Source organism: Arthrobacter tecti (assembly GCF_054511355.1).
In genome coordinates, this window is the sequence record NZ_JBTNCT010000028.1 from 1 (window position 1) to 22,952 (window position 22,952).

Annotated in this window: 20 protein-coding genes and 1 pseudogene; 14 read left to right on the top strand and 7 right to left on the bottom strand. The window is 57.6% G+C overall.

The annotated features are described in order from the left end of the window. The first annotated feature begins 306 nt into the window (after positions 1–306). Positions 307–1,179 carry an amidohydrolase family protein gene (locus tag ACX80C_RS18870; protein WP_459328003.1) on the top strand — a complete coding sequence of 291 codons (873 nt, stop codon included), beginning with the start codon at positions 307–309 and terminating at the stop codon, positions 1,177–1,179. Here the strand turns inward: ACX80C_RS18870 and ACX80C_RS18875 are convergent. Next, positions 1,171–2,175 carry an aldo/keto reductase gene (locus tag ACX80C_RS18875; protein WP_459328004.1) on the bottom strand — a complete coding sequence of 335 codons (1,005 nt, stop codon included), beginning with the start codon at positions 2,173–2,175 and terminating at the stop codon, positions 1,171–1,173. The two genes, ACX80C_RS18870 and ACX80C_RS18875, sit on opposite strands and share 9 nt — an antisense overlap. 72 nt (positions 2,176–2,247) lie before the next feature. Then, a complete protein-coding gene (locus ACX80C_RS18880; protein ID WP_459328005.1) occupies positions 2,248–2,958 on the bottom strand; it encodes a GntR family transcriptional regulator in 711 nt (236 codons plus the stop codon). A 281-nt stretch (positions 2,959–3,239) separates the two neighbouring features. Here ACX80C_RS18880 and ACX80C_RS18885 point away from each other — a divergent pair, with 281 nt between their 5' ends. The 8 genes and pseudogenes from ACX80C_RS18885 (at position 3,240) to ACX80C_RS18920 (ending at position 9,153) form a co-directional block, all read left to right on the top strand. After that, positions 3,240–4,493: an ABC transporter substrate-binding protein gene (locus tag ACX80C_RS18885; protein ID WP_459328028.1), complete on the top strand. Its 1,254-nt coding sequence runs from the start codon at positions 3,240–3,242 to the stop codon at positions 4,491–4,493. A 77-nt stretch (positions 4,494–4,570) separates the two neighbouring features. Then, a complete protein-coding gene (locus ACX80C_RS18890; RefSeq protein WP_459328006.1) occupies positions 4,571–5,491 on the top strand; it encodes a carbohydrate ABC transporter permease in 921 nt (306 codons plus the stop codon). An 88-nt stretch (positions 5,492–5,579) separates the two neighbouring features. Continuing rightward, positions 5,580–6,365, top strand: a complete 786-nt coding sequence (locus ACX80C_RS18895) for a carbohydrate ABC transporter permease (RefSeq protein WP_459328007.1) — start codon at positions 5,580–5,582, stop codon at positions 6,363–6,365. Beyond that, the gene (locus ACX80C_RS18900; RefSeq protein WP_459328008.1) at positions 6,365–7,501 is read left to right on the top strand and encodes a mandelate racemase/muconate lactonizing enzyme family protein; all 1,137 of its coding nucleotides are present in this window, start codon (positions 6,365–6,367) and stop codon (positions 7,499–7,501) included. The genes ACX80C_RS18895 and ACX80C_RS18900 overlap by 1 nt, the downstream gene beginning before the upstream one ends. A gap of 56 nt (positions 7,502–7,557) precedes the next feature. Continuing rightward, positions 7,558–7,839 carry a hypothetical protein gene (locus ACX80C_RS18905; protein WP_459328009.1) on the top strand — a complete coding sequence of 94 codons (282 nt, stop codon included), beginning with the start codon at positions 7,558–7,560 and terminating at the stop codon, positions 7,837–7,839. Next, positions 7,836–8,036 (top strand): annotated as a pseudogene (locus tag ACX80C_RS18910) (2-dehydro-3-deoxyphosphogluconate aldolase); the annotation flags it as partial. The gene ACX80C_RS18905 and the pseudogene ACX80C_RS18910, both read left to right, overlap by 4 nt. An 11-nt stretch (positions 8,037–8,047) precedes the next feature. Then, a complete protein-coding gene (locus ACX80C_RS18915) occupies positions 8,048–8,185 on the top strand; it encodes a hypothetical protein (RefSeq protein WP_459328029.1) in 138 nt (45 codons plus the stop codon). Beyond that, positions 8,182–9,153, top strand: a complete 972-nt coding sequence (locus ACX80C_RS18920; protein WP_459328010.1) for a sugar kinase — start codon at positions 8,182–8,184, stop codon at positions 9,151–9,153. Before ACX80C_RS18915 ends, ACX80C_RS18920 begins: the two co-directional genes overlap by 4 nt. 192 nt (positions 9,154–9,345) lie before the next feature. Here ACX80C_RS18920 and ACX80C_RS18925 read toward each other — a convergent pair whose 3' ends face one another. The 3 genes from ACX80C_RS18925 to ACX80C_RS18935 all read right to left on the bottom strand — a co-directional run bounded on the left by ACX80C_RS18925 (position 9,346) and on the right by ACX80C_RS18935 (position 12,995). Further along, the gene (locus ACX80C_RS18925) at positions 9,346–10,593 is read right to left on the bottom strand and encodes an extracellular solute-binding protein (protein WP_459328011.1); all 1,248 of its coding nucleotides are present in this window, start codon (positions 10,591–10,593) and stop codon (positions 9,346–9,348) included. A gap of 444 nt (positions 10,594–11,037) precedes the next feature. After that, positions 11,038–11,871: a carbohydrate ABC transporter permease gene (locus ACX80C_RS18930; RefSeq protein ID WP_459328012.1), complete on the bottom strand. Its 834-nt coding sequence runs from the start codon at positions 11,869–11,871 to the stop codon at positions 11,038–11,040. A gap of 128 nt (positions 11,872–11,999) precedes the next feature. Beyond that, positions 12,000–12,995 carry an ABC transporter permease gene (locus tag ACX80C_RS18935; protein ID WP_459328013.1) on the bottom strand — a complete coding sequence of 332 codons (996 nt, stop codon included), beginning with the start codon at positions 12,993–12,995 and terminating at the stop codon, positions 12,000–12,002. Positions 12,996–13,244: 249 nt separating this feature from the next. On the opposite strand from ACX80C_RS18935, the gene ACX80C_RS18940 reads away from it, so the two are divergent. The 3 genes from ACX80C_RS18940 to ACX80C_RS18950 all read left to right on the top strand — a co-directional run bounded on the left by ACX80C_RS18940 (position 13,245) and on the right by ACX80C_RS18950 (position 18,482). Then, positions 13,245–15,647 (top strand): glycoside hydrolase family 95 protein, encoded by a 2,403-nt coding sequence (locus tag ACX80C_RS18940; protein ID WP_459328014.1) that lies wholly within the window; start codon positions 13,245–13,247, stop codon positions 15,645–15,647. An 85-nt stretch (positions 15,648–15,732) separates the two neighbouring features. Beyond that, positions 15,733–17,385, top strand: a complete 1,653-nt coding sequence (locus tag ACX80C_RS18945) for a right-handed parallel beta-helix repeat-containing protein (RefSeq protein WP_459328015.1) — start codon at positions 15,733–15,735, stop codon at positions 17,383–17,385. A gap of 218 nt (positions 17,386–17,603) precedes the next feature. Next, entirely contained in the window at positions 17,604–18,482 is an 879-nt protein-coding gene (locus tag ACX80C_RS18950) for an SGNH/GDSL hydrolase family protein (RefSeq protein WP_459328016.1), read from the top strand. Here the strand turns inward: ACX80C_RS18950 and ACX80C_RS18955 are convergent. After that, on the bottom strand, positions 18,459–19,481 hold the full coding sequence (locus ACX80C_RS18955; protein ID WP_459328017.1) for a hydroxyacid dehydrogenase: 1,023 nt from the start codon (positions 19,479–19,481) through the stop codon (positions 18,459–18,461). The two genes, ACX80C_RS18950 and ACX80C_RS18955, sit on opposite strands and share 24 nt — an antisense overlap. A gap of 235 nt (positions 19,482–19,716) precedes the next feature. Between ACX80C_RS18955 and ACX80C_RS18960 the strand changes: the two genes are divergently transcribed. Beyond that, entirely contained in the window at positions 19,717–20,418 is a 702-nt protein-coding gene (locus tag ACX80C_RS18960) for a ThuA domain-containing protein (RefSeq protein WP_459328018.1), read from the top strand. On the opposite strand, the gene ACX80C_RS18965 is transcribed toward ACX80C_RS18960, so the two are convergent. After that, entirely contained in the window at positions 20,415–21,698 is a 1,284-nt protein-coding gene (locus tag ACX80C_RS18965; RefSeq protein WP_459328019.1) for an enolase C-terminal domain-like protein, read from the bottom strand. The genes ACX80C_RS18960 and ACX80C_RS18965 overlap by 4 nt on opposite strands. Before the next feature lie 186 nt (positions 21,699–21,884). On the opposite strand from ACX80C_RS18965, the gene ACX80C_RS18970 reads away from it, so the two are divergent. Then, a complete protein-coding gene (locus tag ACX80C_RS18970) occupies positions 21,885–22,892 on the top strand; it encodes a LacI family DNA-binding transcriptional regulator (protein ID WP_459328020.1) in 1,008 nt (335 codons plus the stop codon). The last annotated feature ends 60 nt before the right edge of the window (positions 22,893–22,952 follow it).

Here is a 22,952-nt window from a genome sequence, read left to right on the forward strand (position 1 = left end):
TCAACGCCAGACCACGCAAAACACTCAACTGGAACACCCCAGCCGAGCAATTACGTGATCTACTCATAACCAGCTAACCACCGGGTGTTGCAACGACCCCCAGAATCCGCCGTTCCGCAAAGCCCGGTGTATGCCACTTCGATCTGAACCATACCCGGGCCAGGTGCTTCAGCCTTCAGCTCCGCGATGTTGATAGTTTTCTGGCCTGCATAGGTGGCTGCAAACATGATTAGCTTCCCTCTCGGTGGTTCAATTTAGTTACTATAGGATATTGGGTATAGTGATCTATGCAAAAGGGGCTGCCGAGTGAATATTGATGCTCATCTACATGTTTGGAACCTTGAGCGCGCCTCTTATCCCTGGCTTAGGCAACAGTTTTCTGCGATCAACCGCTCAATGCTTTTTGACGAAATCCGTCCCTCCCTTGGTGCGGCAGGTTTCCAGGCGACGGTGTTGGTGCAGGCAGCTGATAACGATAGCGACACTGACTACATGCTTGAGGTGGCACGTGATAATCCGGAAGTGGTTGGGGTTGTGGCTTACGTGCCGCTTGACCGACCCGATCGAGCTGAGCGCAGGTTGGAGCAATTACAGCGAGATCCGCTTGTAATCGGTGTTCGCAATCTCATACACGACTTGCCTGATCCTGATTGGCTGCTTCGGCCGGAGGTCGACGAGGGCTTGAGCCTGGTTGAAGCAGCCGGGCTGACATTGGATGTGGTGTCCGTTCTTCCTCGGCATTTGGAGCACGTGCCGACGCTTGTGGAGAGGCACCCTTCCATAATGCTGGTCCTCGATCACCTCTCGCACCCCCCGATAGGGGGCGACACCCGCGAGCCATGGTGGACGCTGATTGAACGTGCGTCCGTGCATCCCAATGTCTACGCGAAGGTATCCGGGCTCTACTCGACCGTCGGCGATTTGAGTGATTGGAGCGTTGAGACTGTTCGCCCACACTTCGAGCGCGCCCTGAATTTATTTGGAGCGGATCGACTTATGTACGGAGGTGACTGGCCCATCTCGGTGCTGGCGGGCGGTTACGAGCGGGTATGGCAAGGGCTGTCGAGCCTCTTTGACGAACTTGACGAATCCGAGCGGCGTGCCGTCCTTGGCGGAACGGCGCAGAAGTTTTACGGCATTGAGCGCGCTCTCCTGGAACGGGCTGGCGCCTCAGTTTGAGGCGTCTTGGCCATCCGGAACGGGTGCGTCCGCCCTGAGGAGCCCGTCGCCTTTCAACTCTGCCCACAGGGCTGAAGGAATCTTGACTCCAGTAGCCTGCACGTTCTGCGTAATCTGCTCCGGGGTACGGGCTCCGACACATACCGTTGATACAGTGGGATGTCCTAGTGGGAATTGCGTTGCGGCGGTCGGTAGTGACACAGAGTATCGCTCACACACTTGAGCTATCCGGGTCACGCGTTCAAGAATCGCTGCGGGCGTCGAGGCATAGTTATAGGTCGCGTCGGACGAGGGTCGGTTGCGAGCTAGCAGACCAGACTTGTAGACGGCAGCGGCCACAACGGACACGGATCTAGCCTGAGCAGCAGGTAAAAGGTCATCCAGCGCACCTTGTTCCAACAAGGTGTACCGGCCCGCAATCATGACGACATCGAGGTCAGTGTGCAGTATGAAATGCGTTAGCATGCGCGTCTGATTCATGCCGGCCCCGTACGAGCGGATCAGCCCAGCACTGCGCAATTCCTCGAGGGCGGGAAAGGCCCCTTCCATCGCGTCCCTGTAGTGCTCGTCCGGGTCATGCACGAAGACAATGTCGAAGCAGTCCAGTCCGGTGCGCTCAAGGCTTTCCTCTACCGATCGCAGCACACCATCCCGGCTGTAATCAAGCTTGCGGCGGTAGTCGGCCCGGACAGCAAACCCTTCATCGTCCAACTTGCCCTGCGGATTGTCCTGAGCGACCAGCAGCCTACCGACCTTCGTCGATACCAAATAATCAGCGCGTGGGCGATCGGCCAACCCTTCACCCAAACGGTGTTCGCCGAGGCCGAGTCCATAGTGCGGCGCAACGTCGTAATACCGCACACCCTTGTCCCAAGCAGCATCCAGGACGGCTTCGGCTGCCACGGCTGTTGTTTCCCTGCCCAAGTTCGCCAGCGGCGAGACACCCAGCGACAATGGGCCCACTGACAAGCCGCCTCGACCCAGGGCACGGTCCATTGGTACTCGTGTCGGATGCAGTGATGAGTCGTAGCCGGTCGAAACCGCAGCCTTACTCGAAGGCATCCTAAGTTAGCTCGCTGAGGCAGTTGAGTCGAAAAAACTCAGTATTCTGTTGTGGGACTTAGTGAGGTGTTGACGCATCGCTTGTTCCGCTTCGTCTGCCTCCCGCCTCAGCAGCGCGTCGACCACCGATTGATGCTCTGAAAGAGTGTGCTGCCCAAAGGTTCCAACATAGGAGAGCCTGTTGATGTGTAGGTGACAGTGCGTTCTTTCCAACGCCTGCCGGATGGTTCGGTTACCGGCGATGGTGAGGATCAGATCATGTAACCGCTCATCATGGTTAGACAGTTCGCGGTATGAACTGTATTCCTGGCCTTCTGGAGCCACTGAGCAGCTGGCAATCTCCGTCGACAGCGCTGCAGCCGATTCGGACGTGAGGTTACGGGCAGCATTCGCAGCGGCAGACGGTTCCAGTAGCAGCCTAAGTTCGTACAATTCGCTGACTTCGGTGCGGTTCAGCAACGCCGTCGTACGATAGCCCTTCAAAGGAGACTTGTTGACCAGCCCGTCGGATTCCAACCGAGCCAGAGCCTCCCGTACGGGGGTTGGTGAGACCTCCAACTGCCGGGACACATCCTCGATATTAATTCGAAGTCCAGGTGGTATGGACCCGTCCATAATCAACGATTTCAACTGCTGATATACGTCGTCTGCAAGCATCTGTCGACGTGAAATCGGCAGGCCAACACCCGTTCCGACGGATCGAAGGTTCAAAGACACACCGGCCACCTTTCTAACCTCCCGCGACTCTATCGAGGAAGAGACTGTTACAGGAAACATCCTATGTGAATTAAAGCTTTTACGTGAGGTGATCGAGCTCATCGACTCCGACATGGGAGTTGCTCAAGCGTTACCTCTAAGGCATTGACGACCACACAACCAAAATCGTATCGTTTTCAAATAGGATATCGGACTGGTCGACGATCTCGCATGAGGCGGGCTGGACTGTTCTGAAATCCAGGACACGCTCACAGGATGATGCCGAAGGAGATACACCCGTGATGCACACTCAGAAGAAAACCGCGAAGCGCGCCGCGCTCTCGCTAGCCCTAGTAGGGGCACTCTTTGCGACGGCCGGCTGCGGCGGCACGGCGGAAAGCGACTCCGAGCCGGAAACCGAAACAGGAGCACTCACCATGTACACATGGACCGGGGGTGCAGCCCGTGACACGTGGGAATCTTTCGTAACACAGGCGCAGGCAGAGATGCCTGACCTTGAAGTTGCGATCGAGGGCCCGAGCTTCGTTGACTATTGGACGAAGGTCAAGACAAGGCTATCGGGGGATAACCCACCGTGCATTCTGACTACACAGGCCGCACGGACCCAGGAGCTCGAGTCACTTCTGATGCCGCTGGACGATCTCGTCGCTGAGCAGGGACTTGATGTATCCGATTTCAACGAAGCAATGATCAACGGAATGACCGTTGACGGCACGTTACGCGCGATTCCGTACGATGCAGAACCGTTCGTGCTTTGGTACAACGCGGACGCATTCCGCGCCGCGGGGCTGGAACTGCCGACGACGAACTACAGCCGTGAGCAATTTATTGCAGACGCGAAGGCCCTCACCACTGAGAATCAGATGGGCTTGGTTGTCAATAACAAGTTCGACTCACTCAACGCCTGGAGCATCGCCGATGAAGTCACAGCCGTTGAAGACAATCAATTGACGATGGCTGAGCCGGACTTTGTCGACCAGATGCAAAGCTTCTTCGAGTTGGGTCATGTACACGGTATTGTCGACGCTCCCGAGGCTTCGGACGACGCAACCGCTACCCACAATGCTTTCTTGTCAGGAGAGGGGGCGATGCTCATCGAAGGCCCTTGGAATTATGGCGTATTCGCAGACGGTGCTGACTTTGAGCTCGGCATGACCACTGTCCCTAGTACAACCGGGGATCCGCACGCGATGATTGCCGGCAGTGGGTTCGGTATCGCAGCTAATTGTGATCAGCCGCAGGCCGCGTTCGAGGCGATTATCGCCATGACGTCCACAAGCGTCCAGGAGCAGCAGGCGGCAGCCGGCGGCATTGTCCCGTCCCGTATTGAGGCTCTTCCAGCCTGGAGCGAAGGTAAGCCAGCCGAAGCTACAGCAGTCATCGAAGCTCTCCTTGAAAATTCCACCGCTCAGGAAACAACGCCGAACTTCAATCAGGTGTCGACCCTATATACCCAGTACGCCGTGCAGGGGTTCCGCGGTGAACAGAGTGCGGCCGAGATTGCGGAGACGATCCAAGGATCGGCGAGCGAGTAATTATGGAGCACACTTCGACGGCGGTCAGCGCAACACGGACCGACGACGGCTCTCAGCCTGCGGCTTCCACGCACTCAGTGGAAGCCGCAGGCGGCACGCCGCCAGGAAACCGCGCCTATGCGCCCCGCAAAAGGCGAGGTGATGGATTAGCGGCCCTCACCTTCCTCGCCCCCGGCCTGCTGGGCTTCCTTCTCTTTATTGTTCTGCCCCTGATCGGGGCGCTGGTGATTAGCCTGTTTGACTGGCCGCTCTTCGGAGCGCCGGAGTTTGTGGGATTCGCCAACTATGAGCGGATGTTCGCGGATGCCACGTTCTACACCGCGATGACGAATACTGCGATCTTCGCCTTCGTTTACACGGCGATCAACCTGGTTCTGGCCCTGGCCATCTCTCTTTGGCTCAACACCAGGATGAAACTGGCAGGTCTGTGGCGAGTGATTTTCTTCATTCCTGTGATTACCCCCATGGTCGCTAACGCCTTGGTATGGCAGCTCATGCTTTCCGACGAGGGTCTTGTTAACGCGGTGCTTGAATCCATGGGTTTGGAAGGCAGGTTCTGGCTTTCGGACCCTTCGTTTGCCCTCGGGTCAGTGATTGTGATGTCGGTATGGCAATCGTTCGGCTATAACGTGATCATTCTGTCGGCCGGTCTGGGCGGTATTCCAAAGGACATGCTCGAAGCTGCTCGGGTAGATGGAGCGAACGCTCTGCAGCGCCTGCGGTACATGATCCTTCCGATGCTCTCTCCGTCCCTGTTCTTTGCCACAACCATGACCATGATCGGTGCGTTTCAGGTCTTTGTTCAGGTGCAATTCCTCACCGCAGGCGGGCCGGGTGAGTCGACAAACACGCTTGTTCTATACCTCTACCGTAACGGGTTCGTTTTCGACCGTTTGGGGTACGCTTCGGCTCTTGCCTGGGTTCTCTTCGTCGTCGTCATGGTCGTTACCGCTATCCAATTCGCAGGCCAGAAGAAGCTGGTGACTTATGACAAGTAGCACAACCCGCACTCCAGTCACCCCGCGCCCTGCGCTGCGTAAGGCCCAGCGAAGGACAGCATGGATAACGTGGGCAAACACTGCTGCAGTGGCGATCGTGGCACTGATTTTCTCAATACCATTTTTTTGGATGTTCGTTTCAGCGCTAAAACCCGCCAATGAGGTCTTCTCTGACACACCAACGGTCATCGGTTCGGAACTACGGTGGGAGAATTTCGTAGAGGCATGGACGCTAGTACCGTTTGGCCAATTCATCTTCAACGGATTCTGGACCTCAATTGCGGGAGCGGCGCTCTCCGTGGTGGTCGCCATTTTCTCGGCTTACGCGTTCTCCCGGCTGCGTTTCCGCTTCCGAGATCGTCTCTTCCTGCTGTACGTGCTTACGCTCGTGCTTCCTCAGGAAGTGTTGATAGTGCCACTATTCATCATGATGAGCAATGCAGGGCTGGTAGACACATATACGGCACTCATCATCCCGTTCGCCTTCACCGCCTTCGGCACCTTCCTGCTAAGACAATTCTTCCTGACTATCCCGATTGAGTACGAGGAAGCGGCACGTATCGACGGAGCCTCTCGTCTGCGCACGCTGTGGTCGGTGCTGCTTCCACAGCTAGGCGCGCCACTGAGTGTCCTCGCCGTGTTCTCATTCATCGGCTACTGGAACTCATATTTGTGGCCGCTCATCATTATCAACAACGAGGACAAAGCTACCGTTCCGCTGGGACTGTCCATGTTCATCGGCGAGTTCGGTACACAGTGGCATCTCGTCATGGCGGCATCCACGCTGGCCGTAATTCCTTCTCTCATTCTCGTCGGCGTGTTACAACGCCAACTCGTCAAGGGCGCAGCCCTCGGTGGATTCGGAGGCCGCTAATGACTATCGAACGACAAGCAAAGGTTCACGACATAATGCCCGGAAGCGGGGGCGTAGTTGTACAAGCTCATGCCTGGCTCTGCGATATACCCGTCGAAACCGTCCGCACCGACGCCATGCAATCGTTCCTGAAACAGGAGACGATCTTCGTGGAACTCACTCTCGCGGACGGTACTACCGGGTTAGGTTACAGCTACACCATCGGAACCGGCGGGAAAGCGGTCCTTAGTCTGCTACAAACGGTTCTCCTGGAGCGAGTCAAAGGTCTCAGCGCTCACCGTCCAGAGGCAGTATGGTCAGCGCTCTGTTCCGCGACGAAGGCGACAACGGTTGGACCGATCACAGCGTTGGCCATCGCCGCAATCGACACAGCAATCTGGGATGCAGGCTGTAAAGCATCAAACCGTCCCCTCTGGGTGGCGGCAGGAGGAGCGAACCCCAGCATCCCGCTCTATGACACCGAAGGAGGCTGGCTTCACCTCAGCACCGACGAGCTTGTCGAAGCGGCCCTTACAGCACAAACAATGGGCATGCGCGGAGTGAAGATTAAAGTGGGGAAACCACGAGGGCATGAAGATCGCGACCGCCTCGAAGCTGTTCGTGAAGCAGTCGGCGATGGTCTCGACATCATGGTTGACGCGAATCAGTCTCTTACAGCCGCCGAAGCGGTACGACGTGCTCACCTCTTCGAACCTTTGGATATATTTTGGTTCGAGGAACCGCTTCCCGCCGACGATATCGCGGGACATCAACGATTAGCCAGCGCAACGAGTATCCCGGTAGCCGTCGGGGAAAGCATGTACTCCCTTGGTCAGTTCGGGCAATATCTCAAGGCTGGCGCGGCTTCAATCCTGCAAGTCGACGTCGCACGCGTGGGAGGAATCACCCCCTGGCTCAAGACGGCACACCTTGCTGAAGCCCACAATGTGCAAGTCGCCCCGCACTTCCTCATGGAACTTCATGCGTCCCTCACATGCTCGATTCCAAACGCCCTTTACCTCGAGCACATTCCACAACTGCGCGCGGTCACTCATTCCGAACTGGACATCGTCGATGGCATCGCTCTGGCACCCAACGAAGCAGGCCTAGGCATCGACTGGAACCGGGATGCGATCGACGGCCTACGGGTGAGTTGATGGCAGCACTGAGCGATGTAGCTTCCGATTCCGTCAATAGGAATCCTCGAATCCCGATGCCCGACGATCTTCTTCGGGTACCCATCCTGCCGGTTCTACGTGCTCGCAGGGCCTCAGACTGTTTACCCGTCATCACCGAACTCGTGGCCGGGGGAATGACGTGCATCGAGATGACCCTCACCACGCCCGGCGTGCTCGATCTCTGGAGCACCCTTCGACATGAGTTTGGCCATGACGTTCTACTAGGAGTGGGCACCATAACGACTGACAATGAGATTCAAGAGGTTATGAAAAGGATGTCGACTTTCTCGTCACACCGGCCAACGTCCCGGAAGTGATTGGTGCGGGACACGAACAGGCGCTTCCCACCATCATTGGGGCTCTGACACCGACGGAAGCTCTCGCAGCGTGGAACGCTGGGGCGACTGCCATCAAAATCTTCCCCGCAGCAGCGGTCGGACCCGGTTACATCTCTGCACTGCGCGGACCGTTCCCGGATATGCGGTTCGTTCCTTCCGGGGGTATCTCTTTGGCAGAGGTGCCCACATGGCTAGCGGCCGGGGCGTCCTTGGTGAGCTTGGGGGGCCGCTTCTCGGCGATTCGCTGGCCGGTGGCGACTTGGGTGCGCTGCGCCGACGCATCTGCACTCTCACCAAACTCCTCGCAGCGAGGACGGAAGGATGAACGGTATCGAAGGCGACAAAGCAATCGGCGGTGTTGTTACCTTCGGTGAAACGATGGCGCTGTTCGCCTCGCCATCGGTCGGCGCACTGAGCCAGGTACCATCGCTCAACGTCACTATCGGAGGCGCTGAATCAAACGTGGCCATCGCCCTGAAGCGCTTAGGTGCCCCCGTGCGCTGGCTCGGCGTGGTAGGTGAGGACAGTTTAGGAGACCTCGTCGAGCGGCATCTGCTCGGTGAAGGGATTCAAACCCTTATTCATCGGCGTCGACACTTGTCGACAGGGCTCATGATCAAGGAACGCCGGACAACCCTCGCACAGCGCATCTGGTATTATCGCGCGGGAAGCGCCGGCGCCAGCCTCTCCCCCGTCGATCTCCCCCCAAGCTGGATCGAAGACGCAGCTATACTCCATCTGACCGGAATCACACCGGCATTGTCCAAGAGCGCGCGACAGACCGTCACAAGCGCAATCGAACGAGCCAAATCCGCAGGAACAAAGATCGTCTTCGACCTGAACTACCGCTCTTCCCTTTGGACTCATCAGGAAGCGAAAACGGTGTACCAAGAAATTATCAGCCGGTCCGACATCGTATTCGCCGGGGAGAACGAAGCGGACATAGCCACTGGCCGGCTCGCAACGCCAGAAGAGAACATCAGGACACTCGCCGACCTAGGTCCACAAGAAGTCATTATCAAGCAAGGTTCCGCGGGCTGTCTCGCATCCATCAACGGGACACTCTACGACGTGCCGGCCATCAAGGTGCCCATCGTTGATACCGTTGGCGCAGGCGATGCCTTCGTCGCGGGCTACCTCGCCGACTACCTGCAGGGCCAGGACCCAGAGGACCGGCTAAGCACAGCGATCAAAGCAGGGGCTTACGCTTGCATGGCTGCAGGCGACTGGGAAGGAACCCCCACCCGCACAGACCTCTGCCTTCTTGATAGCACTGAACCTGTGCAACGCTGAAGGTTCAGATAAAGCTTCAACTGAATTTCCCGAACACAATACTGCACCGTAGGTGACCGAGTGCGCCAGCTCAGCGCGTTTCTCGACAGGTCTCGGTATAAACGTGCGTTGAAGTGGATCAGTTGGCCACCTAATCGGCTGCAGCGACCTGTTCAGAAGGCGCGCCGCAAGCCGATCAGGTCAGTGTTCGAATCAAGACTCCTGTGCCTCAGAGGCCTGCTGAAACTCAGTCTTGATCTGATCCCCTCCATCGGAGCGCCAATTTGCTACGGCGTCGTCCCAGGATGAGAGGGGTTGCCTGCCGAGGAGAATCGAGTTCGCGGCATCCTGTAACAAGCGTTCCAACCGGCCTCCCTCGCTCTTCTCCGTGGGAGAGTAGAGTCCCCAGGTGGGCGTCAGGGTGCTGTTTGGCATGATGGTGAGCATGTGTTGGTGCTGGGCTGCGGTCACGTCCGTCAGACTTGGTTGGTAGAGCGGCAAGGGCGGGCTCGCGAGGTAATTTAGTAGTAGAACCCTCTCAGTCCGTCCTTGGTCCGTAAGGATCGGGTCTGTACCTTCAAGCGTGTAATGAGTTCCCTCGTTGCCATAGGAGATGAACAAGTTCTCCTCAGTGCCAATCGGAGCTGCAAAGTAGTTTGCAACCTTCAGGAGTGTGCGGATCCTTTCCGGTTCGTTCTTCTTCAATGCCGACATCGCTATCATCGGGTAACCGCGCCATACGCCTGCGGGTTGGCCGTCCGGGCCGTTGAGGACGGGGAAGCCAACCTCGAAGTTGTCCACGGATGTATTGCGGCTGTAAAAGCCAGGAATCGCGGTGTAAGTATCCTGCATCATCGCGGCTGAACCTTCGGCGGCGAACCAGTCCTTGAGGTCAACTGCTGCGGCTCCGACGCTGTCCGGGTGTACTAACTCATCTGCGATGAGCTGCCGTCCGATCTCCAGCGCCTCCTTGTACTCCTCGAGTTCGATGGAGCTCGTGAAAGCGCCGCCGTCGACGACCCATTCGTTGGGCACGCCGAGCATCTGCTGCAGCACAATCATCGGAACCGCAGACAGCGCCCAGGTGTTGTTGCGAGCGTCGGTCATCGCACGGCATGCCTGCACAAATTCTTCGATACTCGCTGGGTTCGGATCGACGCCGCGGGCTTCGAACAGGTCGTTCCGGGTGAAGAGCACCTGCGTGAGAACCGAGCCCCGCACAATGGGAATAGCGTTGATCCGCCCATTAAAGATCGTCCCTCGCCAAGCATCTGTCGGAATATTCGCCAGAAACGGGTACTCGGAGATAGCATCGCCGGCGAGATACTCGGTGAGATCGGCGCACTCCGATTCCATGAAAGCCGGCAGGTTGGCAAGTGTTTCGTCAACACTGAAGAAGTCGCCGAGGGTTCCTCCTGCTACCGACGTCGCGAAACGCGCTGGATAATCAGCAGCTGGCACAATCGCATGCTCGAGGGGGCTTCCCAGCCTTTCGTTGAGCGCCTGCCAGTACTCATTGCTGTCTACTCCCGGTGGAATCGGTGCGAAGGAAGGTACCGAACCCGTTATAGGTTGTCCATCTCCAGGTGCTTCTGTGATTTCTCGAACGGGGTTACCTGGGTAATTGGTGAAGAAGTCTGGAACGAGATCGGTCCCCACCGTGTCAGCGGTCACTCCCTCATATCTGATATATCGAGGTAGCGGCACCTTCGAGTTGGCTGCGGTTACTGGTTGGGTCGAACCGGCAGTACAACCGGCAAGAGTTGGTCCTAGCGACACCAGGCCGGCGGTCGCTAGGCCACCGCCCAAGAGGGCTCGACGTGAGATGGGGCGAGTTGACATCGTGTTTCCTTTCGGTTGCGTCACCGACAGCTTCATTGCGCCGGCGCGTTCTGTATGAATCAGTTATCCCTTGACTGCTCCGGTTAGTACTCCCTTGGCGAAGTGGCGTTGCAGGAAGGGGTAAACGCAGAGGATGGGAAGGATAGTCACAACCAGAATGGCCATTTGAATGGATGGTTGCGGCGGGAGGATGTCGGCCCCAAGTTCAGAGGCTCCCAGTTCAGCGTTATTGATCACGTATGTGCGGAGCACCAGTTGCAGTGGCCATTTAGTTGCGTCGTTCAGATATAGGACTGCGTTGAAAAAGGCGTTCCAGTACCCCACCGCATAGAAGAGGCCGATGACCGCCAGTACGGCCTTCGATAGGGGAAGGACAATGCGCGTGAAGATCGCCATATGCCCGGCGCCGTCTATGCGGGCAGAGTCAATCAGCTCAGAAGGAATCGCCATGAAAAAGGCCCTGAGCACGATGACGTTGAATGCTGAGAGGGCGGTTGGCAGGATGAGTGCCCAGAAGCTGTTCAGCAGCCCGAGTTCCTTCACTAGCAAATAGTTGGGAATAAGGCCTGGGGAGAAGAGCAAGGAAATTAGGACGAGCATGAGGATGGGTTTCTGAGCGACGGCGCCTTGCTGGGCAAGCATGTATGCCATGAGAGTGCTCACAACCAATGAGATGATGGTTCCCGTGAGCGTGACGCCAATGGATACCATCATGGCGCGCGATACCACGCCGCCGGCGAAGATGGACTGGTAGGCATCAAGCGAGACGCTTTCCGGCACCAAGACGAAGCCGCCCGAACTGATGACTTGGTCTCGAGGTGCAATACTTGTTGACACGATGCCCAGAAACGGCAGGATAACGGCGGCGCAAATGGCGACGAGGAGTACACCCTTCACGACGCGGGACCACAGAGGTGGGCTATTCAGCCGGGATGATCGGATTCCTTTCTGTCCTCCTGCGCTGCGGGTGATGAAGGCCCGCATGGTAGCTGCTGTTCGGGTTCGGGATAAGTTCCTGTTCTGACTCATTTCCTGTACACCCCTGCTTCGCCGAAGCCGTGCGCCACCTTATTAGCAGCGAGAACTAGAATGACGCCCACGACGCCTTTGACAAGCCCCACCGCTGCGGCCACGCCCCATTGCCCGCCGACGATGCCATTGTTATAGACATACGTATCCAGAACCTCACTGACGGCAAGGCCTACGCCCTGCTGTTGGAGGATGATCTGCTCGAATCCCACAGTCAGTGAGTCTCCGAGACGCAGGATAAGAAGCAGGATGATAATCCCCCGCATACCCGGCAGGGTGACGTGCCATAGCTGCCGCATGCGAGATGCGCCATCTACTGATGCTGCTTCATAGAGGGAGCTGTCGATCTGAGAGAGCACGGCGAGGAAAAGGATGGTGGCCCAACCGGTGTCCTTCCAAATCACCTGCGCGGTGATGAGCGCCACGAACCAGTCGGAATTTCCCACGACCGACAGCGTGTCCCATCCATTTGACCGCAGAAGGTTGTTCACCAGACCGGTACCCCCAATGACCTGCTGGAAGATGGCTACGACGATCACCCACGACAGGAAATGCGGTAAATAGAGAATCGACTGCACGATCCGCTTCAACCGTTCGGACAGGAGGGAGTTCAGTAGCAGGGCGAGAATGATGGGAGCCGGGAAAACGAGTACAACCTGCACCACCGTGAGTATCAGAGTATTGCGAAGCGCCTGCAAGAATGCCGGATCCCCGTTGAAAATCACCTCGAAGTTCTCGAAACCGACCCAAGGCGAAGCACCGAAGGGCAGAAACGGTACATAGTCTTGAAAGGCAATGATGTTGCCCAGCAACGGCACATACTGAAAGAGCACAAGCAGTACCGTCCCAGGCAGCACCATGAACAACAGCACCTGATCGCGTCGAAATCTTGCGCTCCAGGACCGCCGCCGAGGAGAGGAATCGGACGCAGTGGACACCGACGGCGTCGGTGAAGACTGTCGCACACGGTACCGGTTATCCTGCTGGGTCATACCGCTAAAACCCACCGACGAGTATCCGGGTTCTTGCTTCGGACTTCAATGTCATGCACTCCTACTTGAGATTGAGGAAAGCGCATACCCACCAGCGCTTTACTATAGGAAAGCTCATTTTGATGCTCGGGTCAAGGTTCAGAAACTCGGCCAATTCAATGAGAGAACATCAAGCTTGCTCTTCCAGTACGGGAAATATTCTGTAGGATCTAATTCGACCGTACGGAAAAACGAGGGCGAAGGAGCCCGATGGAAAGCAGAAAACGACTCTGGTACCGGCAACCTGCCAAGGCATGGATAGAGGCACTACCGGTCGGCAATGGGACATTAGGCGCCATGGTTTTCGGTCGCACGGACACCGAGCGTATTGCACTCAACTGCGACACCTTCTGGGCAGGCACCCCCACGACTCATGGCGTCGACAACGGGCCAGCAAAATTCGCGCGGCTGCGCGGTCAAATTCTGATGGAAGATGTCGAAGGCGCCGAGCACACTGCCAGATCACTGCAAGGACCGTACAACCAGCCTTACCAACCTGTGGGCGACCTGATCATCGCACACAAAACTTCAACCGTCGACGGACAAACAGCCGAACAAGTTCAATCGGCCTACCTGCGAGAACTCGACCTGACGACAGGCGTAGCATCGTCTCGTATCGACAAGGGCGGGCGCGGATGGACACAGCAGGTAATTGCTTCCCTTCCGGGAAAGGCCATTCTCGTACGGATAGAGGCGCTGCCCGGCGGCACGGTGAATTTCAAGGTCTCACTGTCAACACCGCATCCGGTTATCAGTCGAGGAGTTTCTGCCGACTCAGCACCTCAACGATCCGTCGCGCATTGCACAGTGAGAGCCCCCAAGCACGTAGCGAGGAAAGACGCCGATGCTCCCGAACCGGTGATATACCGAGAGGACGAGGGAATCCTGTGTGCCCTTGCGTTACGCGTGGTGCCCGATGATGGAAGCCTTCGCCACGTCAAGACGGCCATTGAAGTGTCGGATGCAACAGGGGTCACGCTCATGGTCACCGCCGCGACATCTTTCGCGGGATGGGACACGTCCCCGGGGCAGAACGCAGATGCCGTCACTGCGTCTGCCCTGCAATCTTCAGAATCCCTACAGAGCAGACACTGGGGGGATCTACGGCTTGATGCAGTTCGAGACCACGCAGCCCTATTCAGCCGCACTCATCTCGCGCTCGAACAGTCCGCCGGAGACTCTCCAACGGACGTTCGTCTCGAGCGGGCGGCGCGCAGAGGCGATCCCGATCCACACCTCGTTGAGTTGATGTTCGACTACGGGAGGTACCTGCTGATCGCCTCCTCACGTCCCGGCTCACAAGCGGCTAATTTGCAGGGGCTCTGGAACGAAGAACTGCAGCCACCATGGACCTCGAACTGGACCACCAACATTAACGTTCAGATGAACTATTGGGCTGCCTTGAGCACGAATCTCACCGAATGCAACCTGCAGCTTGTGGACCTTATAGAGTCCATACGCGAAAGCGGCGCACAAACGGCCCAAGAAGTCTATGGTTTTCGTGGTTGGACGGCTCACCATAACGTCGACTTATGGCGAACGACCTGGTCGGTGGGGAGCGGGAAGGGACACCCCAAGCACGCCATGTGGCCGATGGCAGCACCTTGGTTGACGTCGCACCTCATGGATCATTTCGCATACACGAAAGACCCTAGCTTCCTCGAACTGACCTGCTGGCCGGCACTGCGCGCCGCAGCCGAGTTTATCCTCGACCTTCTGATGGAAGATCCTAGGGTGGGCGCACCGGACGGCCAACTTATCACCGTCCCATCGACCTCCCCGGAGAACGAGTATTTCAGTTCCACTGGCCAAGCGGCATCGATGGACGCCATGTCCACTATGGACATCTTCCTCACACGGGAGCTATTCGAGCAGCTGCTCGCAACAGCTGAAGTTTTGGACCGGTTACAAGACCCAATTGTTTCGGAGGTTCGGTCGGCTCAAACGAAGCTCCCACCCCTGCCGATCGGAACAGACGGGCGCTTGCTGGAATGGCAAGAGGACTACGGCGAGCCAGAACCAGGACACCGGCATCTATCCCACCTATATGGACTCTTTCCGGGTGCCGCGATCGACGTCATCAAAACCCCCGAACTAGCTGCAACAGCCGAAAAAGCGCTACGCCAGCGCCTAGGCGCAGGCGGCGGCAGCACCGGGTGGAGTCGCGCCTGGGTTGCCTGTCTCTGGGCTCGCCTCGGCCACGGGAAGGAAGCAGGGCAATGCGTCGATGACTTGATAAAAGATTTCGCGAGCATCAACCTGTTCAATCTACATTTTCCGCCCGGAGTATTTCAGATCGACGGCAACCTGGGAATTACCGCTGGCATCGCGGAAATGCTCTTGCAGAGCCACAACGGCGTCCTCAGGCTTCTGCCAGCGCTACCACCCCAATGGCCTGCCGGCAGAGTCACGGGACTACGGAGCCGCGGAGGCATCACGGTCGACATGACCTGGCAGGACGGCACACTATCCGAGGCGGTTCTCAAAGCTGACCGCGATGTCACTATGCAATACACAATCTCCAACGGACCGATTGAACAAGTCCAGCTCAATCAGCAAACCCCTTGCACCGTGACAATGCCGCGCCAACAACCCGCGACAGCAACCTCCTAATTCGACCTCGTCCTGCTCGTCCTGCTCGTCCTTAGAAGCACAACATCCAGCATCATCAGTCAATTCTCATCGAGGAGAACAATCTATGAAACCGACACGCAGATCCTTTCTAACGGGCGGAATCCTTGCCGGTGCTACCGTCACCGTCGGACTCGACACCACTGTGCACACCCCACGGGCTGTGGCCGACGCGCTACCACGCGATGCCTGGCAATCGAACCTGCTCAGAACGAACCCGCACGGTAAGCTTTCCTACCCCCGCCGCGGTGGGCTTCGGCTCCCTGATTGGGGCCACGTCGGTTACCGCCAGGGACAAACGCCGCCGAATGTGCCCGTGGTATCGGAAATAGCACCGACCCAAGGGGACAACACAGCACACATTCAGTCCGCAATTGATCAAGTCGGAACGCTGCCGAAACAAGCCGACGGGTTTCGGGGCGCGATTCTCCTCAAAGCCGGTGACTATCCAGTCGCCGGGACACTATATTTGCGCCACGACGGTGTGGTGTTACGCGGGGAAGGATCCGGTGAAGACTCCTCCTCAAACACCGTCCTCAGAGCCACCGGCAACACCCCCGAGAAACGTGATGTCCTTAACATAGGCGGCGGTACCGGCCAATGGAACGGCGATGAGCGAGACTGGCTTACAGAAGTTCCGGGCACCAGAACGAACATCACAACCGACTATGTGCCATTAGCCGGCACTTCCTTCACCGTCGCAGACGCGTCCATGCTATCGGTGGGCGACAATATCATTATCGTGCATCCGTGCAGCCAGGACTGGCTCGACGCGATCGACGGCGGTGGGACCAATCAGCCCATAGGCCCCCCGTGGCGGGTCGACAGTCAGCCCATCACCTTCAATCGCTTCATCACCCAGATCAGAGGCAACCGCGTGAGCGTTGATGCCCCGATCCATTACCAATTGGATCGATCTCTCACCCAGAGCTTCATCTACAAGTGGGATCGAGCCAATCTGATCACCGATGTCGGCGTGGAAGACCTCCGCATCCATATCGAGTACAGCGGAGATCCACTCGATGAGAATCACGCTTGGAATGCCATTCGTTTAATCGAAGCAGAAGATGCATGGGTGCGCGATACGACGGTTCGGCATTACGGCATGTCGGGCATCGGAATGTATAAGGCAACTCGCATCACCATTTCCGGGTGCCAAGCACTCGACCCGGTTTCCCTCATAGCGGGTTCCCGGCGCTACGCTTTCAACGCCGAGCGAAGTACCCAGCAGGTCCTTGTGACAAACTGCTACGCCAACCTCGCTCGACACGCATATGTGTCCAACGGCACCAGCACCGCATCTGGCTTGGTTTTTCACCGTTGTACGGCCGAGGACAGTTTGACATCGAGCGAAGGCCACCGTAGATGGACCCAGGGGATACTTTTTGACAACCACAAAGAGATCAATCCCAACCCCGGGTCGTCCGGGATCATACTCGCGTTGCTGAATCGTGGCAGCGGCGCAACACAGCACGGTTGGGCGGCTGTGCACTCAGTCGCGTGGGCGGCCGATGTCGCCGACGCGACGCTTTCAGTCCAACAGGCGCCCACAGGCCAAAACTACGCAATCGGATGCTTTGGCACTGTCTCCGGAGCTGGCTACTCCTACAGCGATCCCGACGCAACGGTAGGGTACATCGAAGGTACGAATAGGCTTGGATTGAACCCACCGTCCCTCTACGAGGCTCAAAAGAACGCGCGCTCAGGTCGCGTAAGGTGACAGGAGAAGCGGAGGGTGGTGTGATGCTCAGCAGCCAACAGACCTCCATGCGAATCACCCCGTCGAAGCGGCCGGAGCTATGGCGCGGTACTACTGAGTGGCAGAGCCTGGGCTCCTGGCTACGCCCGTGGCGGCTACCTTTTGCGGCTCTGGCCACAGCCGGTTCAGAAGATCTCTCGGTCAAGGCGGGGATGCCTGCCGGATCTCGTCTAGACGTTATGACTGACGGCATGGAACTGGAATTGTCGATCCGCACTCAAGGGCAGGCTAACAATTACATTGATTTGCTCATCGACGGAGCCCTCACGCAGAGAGTGTCCACGGCCCAGGGGGTAAGCACAATTACCTTCGACCTGTCGAAATATCAAGGCGTGCATCGATTGCAGGCGTGGCTGCCGCATCTTGAGCAGGTCGATATAGGTTCCGCTCTGGTCCGTGGCGCAACAGTGATGGATCCTGCGCGGCTTGGGCTGAATTGGATCACGTATGGAAGTTCAATCACCCACTGTTCAAATGTCCCCGGACCATCCGAGACGTGGCCTGCATTAGTTTCGCGCCAGAATGACTGGAATTTAACCTGCTTGGGATTCGGAGGACAATGCCACCTCGACCCCGTAGTAGCGCGGACGATCGGGCAGACTCCTGCAGATCTCATCTCGCTCTGCCTAGGCATCAACATTTATGGGTCGTCAAGTATCGGAGATCGTGCGCTGGTTTCCCAACTCTGTGGGTTCATTCAAACGGTGCGGGATCGTCACCCGTCAACGCCTATTCTCGTAATCTCACCGATTGCCAGTCCAGATCGTGAAGATGCTCGTAATCTCAACGGGCTGTCGCTGCAAGAAGTTCGCCAACGCGTGCACGACGCTACCACGATACTGACAAACCTAGGCGACCAGAGTCTGCACTACGTGGATGGTCGCGAGATTTTAGGTGCAGCTGAAGCTGAGCTGCTTCCTGACGGACTACATCCTAATGCCGTCGGGTACCAGATCATGGCCCACAGGCTGGGAAAAGTGCTGCGTGACATCGCCTTCAGCTCGGGCATGCAACCAGAAGCTAAAGCAGTAACCTCAGGCGATAACCTCCATACTTGAGGCATCAATTCCATGGTGTAGCGGTTCACCCTTGGTGTATCTTTCAAGTTCATCCAGCGCACAGTCTGTCAATCGAAGCGTTTCGCTGCCAAGAGACCCAGCGACATGAGGAGTGATAGATACATTAGGTAGATCGTATAGCGGACTTTCAAGAGGGAGCGGCTCAGGCTCGGTAACATCAAGCACTGCACGCAGACGCCCCCGCTTACACTCGGCGGTCAGCGCTTCGGTATCTATCAGTGCGCCGCGCGCGGTATTGATGATGATTGCTCCATCTTCCAGCCGAGCCAACTCGTCTGAGCCGATCATGCCTCTCGTCGATGGAAGCAGCGGCGCGTGCAGAGACAGGGTATCAACAGAACGAAGCAGTTCGTTCAGCGACACAAGACGCGCACCCGCTCTGTTGATCTCGGTTGCATCCCCGAATGGATCGAACACCAGTACCTCTACCTCGGCCAAGTTCTGTAATAGGCGAACGACTTGTTGTCCAATGTTAGAAAAGCCCACAACGCCGATCCTCCGACGTAAGTTAGACAAGGAGGGGTCTATCTTCTCCCGGCCCCGATAGTGGTAGCCGCGAGGATCTCGGGCGAAGAATTGGGCGCGCTTCCCTGCAAGCACAATGGAGGCGAACGTAAACTCTGCGACCGGTATAGCATTCACATGAGCCGCAGAGCTAATGGCAATGTCGCGTTCCCAGAAGGCGTCGCTCACTATGGTGCGTACCGAACCGGCTCCATGAAAGACCGCCCGTAGGTGCGGCAACTTAGTCAAGCGCTCCTCGGTCAGCCGCGGACAGCCCCATGCAGTGATCAGTACCTCTACCTTTGCCAAGATGTCCGCCGTGGACGCACGGTCCACCTCCTCCAGCGGAATTGGTGATAGCGGCCGGCTCAAAGCACCCAACCTGCGAAGACGAAGGTCGTCGAATGAACTTGAGAAAGAATTCTGGGACATGACGATCATTGACGGTGGGGTGTTCAAAGCGAGATCGCTCATCGATGCTACTCCAGTTCATTTTGCGGCGGGCTGCTCTGCTGAGAGCCGCTCGTATCTGTACGCATCCACCGGCGTTCATCAACACGGCGTCGCGAATGAAGAATGTTATACATCTATCCTATAGGTAATAGTCTGTGGTGCTAGGTTTTGGATTGGTTCTGCTGGAAGCGCCTGCAAGGAGCTAGCAACTCACCGCGCAGAGGAGTTCCTGAGGTGCGGTTATGGGAGGGGAAAGATGGTCAGTGAGGGAAGCGTTCTAATACTGTCAGGACACGGCAGGTACGCCGATCCCTGGCATCCTTACGCGCAAACTTCGGAGTGTTTGGCTGATATCGCAACCGAAGCGGGAATCGCAACGGTGGAAATTGCTGACGATATTGATGATCGTCTGTCTGAGCTTGGTGGCGTCGACTTGCTCATCGTCAACGCCGGTGACACGCGACGAAATGTCGGTGCTTCTACGAAGCCCCTCGATCCGGACTCGGTTCGGGCAGCGACGGCAGAGATTGGCCGGTATTTGAACGGGGGTGGCGCTGTTCTGGCTATGCATGCGGCCGCGTCGTCGCTTTCGGACTACCCGCTGTTGCAACAAGCGATCGGTGTGCAATGGGTTGATAAGCAGTCATGGCATCCGACTCGCGGCTTGTCGTCCGTCGATGTGACCGCGGAGGGACGAAGCCACCCGATTTTGGAAGGAGTAAGTAGCTTCGTTCTTTACGATGAGCGGTACACCGACCTTCAGATTGATTCCCGCGCTCACATACTCGCTACGCACGATCTGGCCGGCAATGCACACCCTATTTTGGTGCAGATGCCGAACTCGCGCCGCTTGTATGATGCTTTGGGCCATGACGGCCGCTCCTATGAAGATCCGACTCATCGACTGATATTACGCAGAGCAATGCGTTGGCTGGTGCATCATCGGTGCTTCCCCTAGCCGCCTCGGTGTTCGTCAGCTGATGGTCCCTGTGGGAACGCTTCTTTCCAGTAGGTACCATCGGGAAATGTGAACTCCCCGATCGAGCTATCGAGCATCTGGGCGCTATAGCCGGCTTGAACAGGAAGCGCGTAGTGGCCGTTACGGACAACGCAGGGGTCGGTGAAATGCTCGTGCAGATGGTCCACATATTCGGTGACGCGATTCTCAAGCGAACCGGAAACCGCAACGAAGTCGAAGATGGATAGGTGCTGAACCAGCTCGCACAACCCGACCCCTCCTGCGTGCGGACAGACCGGAACCTTAAACTTTTTAGCCATCAGATACACCGAAAGGATTTCGTTCACGCTTGCTAATCGTGCCGCGTCCAGCTGGCAGTAATCGATCGCTTCGGCTTGGAACATCTGTTTGAACAGCACACGGTTCATTCCGTGTTCTCCCGTTGCAACACCGATCGGCGCTACAGCTCGCCGGATCACCGCATGACCAAGAACATCGTCAGGGCTAGTCGGTTCTTCAATCCAAAGGGGGTTGAATTTAGCGAGTTGTCTTACCCACTCGATCGCTTCCGGTACGTCCCACACCTGGTTTGCATCGATCATAAGATGGGCGTCCCAGCCGATCACCTCGCGCGTGATGCGTAGACGACGCAAGTCTTCTTCCAGGTCTGCGCCCACCTTTAGCTTCACGTGGCGGTAACCCTCGCTGACCGCTTCCTTGAGTAGTCGCCGCATCCTGTCATCGCTGTAACCCAACCAGCCTGCACTCGTCGTGTAGCACGGGTAACCGCCACGTGACTCTAGCTCGGCTATACGCTTCGACCGAGTCGGGGCAAGTTCGCGGAGGATCTCGATCGCTTGCTCTCTAGTGAGGACGTCGGACAAGTAGCGCAGGTCAGCGGCGTCCACAAGCTGCTCGGGTGGCATATCGACGAGCAGCCGCCAGAGCGGCTTGCCTGCACGTCGAGCCGCCAGGTCCCACACAGCGTTCATCACCGCTGCCAGGGCAAGGTGAACAACTCCCTTCTCCGGCCCAAGCCAGCGCAGCTGGGAATCATTCGCAAGCTCGCGATACAGCGCACCGAGATTCTTAACGGTGAAGGCCACATCTCTGCCAATCAGCGCCCGGGAACGTTGACGTGCGGCCTCCACACAAAGATCATTTCCTCGTCCGATTGTGAACGTAAAGCCGTACCCGCGGAGACTTGGTTCCGACGTTTCAAGAACGACATAAGCGGCAGAATAGTCGCCATCTTTATTCATTGCGTCCGACCCGTCCATGCTTGCCTAAGTAGGGAAACGGACGTCATACACGCGAACATCAGTGATTATAAGCACCAGGCACTTACCTTCCGAGTAGGAGCAAAACGTTGTTCAGAGTACCCTATAAGCTATAGGATGCTCGGTTATACGCCTTCGCTCACTATCTCGTCGTTGACTGGGTTTAAGGTGAGGGCGGAGGTCATCATGCCTGAATCGCGAGGTATGCCCTCGATTTACGACGTCGCCCGTGTCGCTGGGGTATCGGCGTCCACAGTCTCGCGCGCCTTCGCCCGCCCGGGCCGGGTAAGCCACCACACGGCGCAGAAAATTTTCGCCGCGGCAATCGAGGTGGGCTACCGGTCTACCCATGTTGCAGGCATCCAGCATCCCGGCGGGCAACGCACATCGATGATCGCCCTGGTCATTGCGGACATCCGGAACCCGGTCTATGCGGAGATGGTGCGCGGCGCTGAAGCGGCGGCGGCGGAAGCGGGCTACACCATGCTGCTTGCCCACACCCAGGAGTCCGAACGCAAGGAACGGCAGGCGCTCGAGCGAGCTCTGACCTCAGTGGACGGCATTGTTCTCTCAAGCTCCCGCATGTCGGACTCCGCTATCCGGATGATGGCCAAGCAGAAGCCGCTCATCGTCATGAACCGCGCGGTCAAGGACGTGGCCAGCGTGGTGACGGACAACCCCCGCGGCATCCGCCGGGCCGCCGAGTACCTAGGCGAGCTTGGCCACCGCAGCATCACCTACCTGGCGGGGCCTGAAGCGTCCTGGGCGGACGGCATGCGCTGGCGCTCGCTGCGTGAGGCGGCGATGGAACTCGAGCTTTCGGTCCGCCGGACCGGTCCCTACCTGCCCACCATCCGGGGCGGTGAGGAGGTAGCCGGTGAGTGGCTCCGCCACCGGACCCCCGGTGTCATTGCCTACAACGACCAGATGGCTATCGGTTTCATCCGCGCCCTGCAGCAAAGGGGGCTCAGCGTTCCGGGCGATGCCAGCGTTATCGGGCACGACAACAGTTACGGGGCCGCCCTCATTACCCCGTCACTGACCACGATCGAGGCGCCGCTTTACTCGCTCGGTGCGACTGCCGTGAACAACCTACTGGCCTTCGCGGCGGGAGCCCGTTCGCGGTCCAACCAGCCGGTGGTCCTTCCCACCCGGCTGATTGTGCGTGACTCGACTGCGCCGACGGCCAGCTGAGCCCGCTTTGTTGCCAACAAATGGCAACTCGTTGACCCCGCTCGTTCGGCTTGGCAACGA

What these genes read in the sequence shown, in the direction of transcription:
- ACX80C_RS18875 (WP_459328004.1), bottom strand. Translation starts at nt 2,175, where the DNA reads ATGGACCGTGCCCTGGGTCGAGGCGGCTTGTCAGTGGGCCCATTGTCG.
- ACX80C_RS18885 (WP_459328028.1), top strand. Translation starts at nt 3,240, where the DNA reads ATGCACACTCAGAAGAAAACCGCGAAGCGCGCCGCGCTCTCGCTAGCC.
- ACX80C_RS18900 (WP_459328008.1), top strand. Translation starts at nt 6,365, where the DNA reads ATGACTATCGAACGACAAGCAAAGGTTCACGACATAATGCCCGGAAGC.
- ACX80C_RS18905 (WP_459328009.1), top strand. Translation starts at nt 7,558, where the DNA reads ATGCCCGACGATCTTCTTCGGGTACCCATCCTGCCGGTTCTACGTGCT.
- ACX80C_RS18915 (WP_459328029.1), top strand. Translation starts at nt 8,048, where the DNA reads ATGGCTAGCGGCCGGGGCGTCCTTGGTGAGCTTGGGGGGCCGCTTCTC.
- ACX80C_RS18920 (WP_459328010.1), top strand. Translation starts at nt 8,182, where the DNA reads ATGAACGGTATCGAAGGCGACAAAGCAATCGGCGGTGTTGTTACCTTC.
- ACX80C_RS18935 (WP_459328013.1), bottom strand. Translation starts at nt 12,995, where the DNA reads ATGACCCAGCAGGATAACCGGTACCGTGTGCGACAGTCTTCACCGACG.
- ACX80C_RS18940 (WP_459328014.1), top strand. Translation starts at nt 13,245, where the DNA reads ATGGAAAGCAGAAAACGACTCTGGTACCGGCAACCTGCCAAGGCATGG.
- ACX80C_RS18945 (WP_459328015.1), top strand. Translation starts at nt 15,733, where the DNA reads ATGAAACCGACACGCAGATCCTTTCTAACGGGCGGAATCCTTGCCGGT.
- ACX80C_RS18950 (WP_459328016.1), top strand. Translation starts at nt 17,604, where the DNA reads ATGACTGACGGCATGGAACTGGAATTGTCGATCCGCACTCAAGGGCAG.
- ACX80C_RS18955 (WP_459328017.1), bottom strand. Translation starts at nt 19,481, where the DNA reads ATGAGCGATCTCGCTTTGAACACCCCACCGTCAATGATCGTCATGTCC.
- ACX80C_RS18960 (WP_459328018.1), top strand. Translation starts at nt 19,717, where the DNA reads ATGGTCAGTGAGGGAAGCGTTCTAATACTGTCAGGACACGGCAGGTAC.
- ACX80C_RS18965 (WP_459328019.1), bottom strand. Translation starts at nt 21,698, where the DNA reads ATGGACGGGTCGGACGCAATGAATAAAGATGGCGACTATTCTGCCGCT.
- ACX80C_RS18970 (WP_459328020.1), top strand. Translation starts at nt 21,885, where the DNA reads ATGCCTGAATCGCGAGGTATGCCCTCGATTTACGACGTCGCCCGTGTC.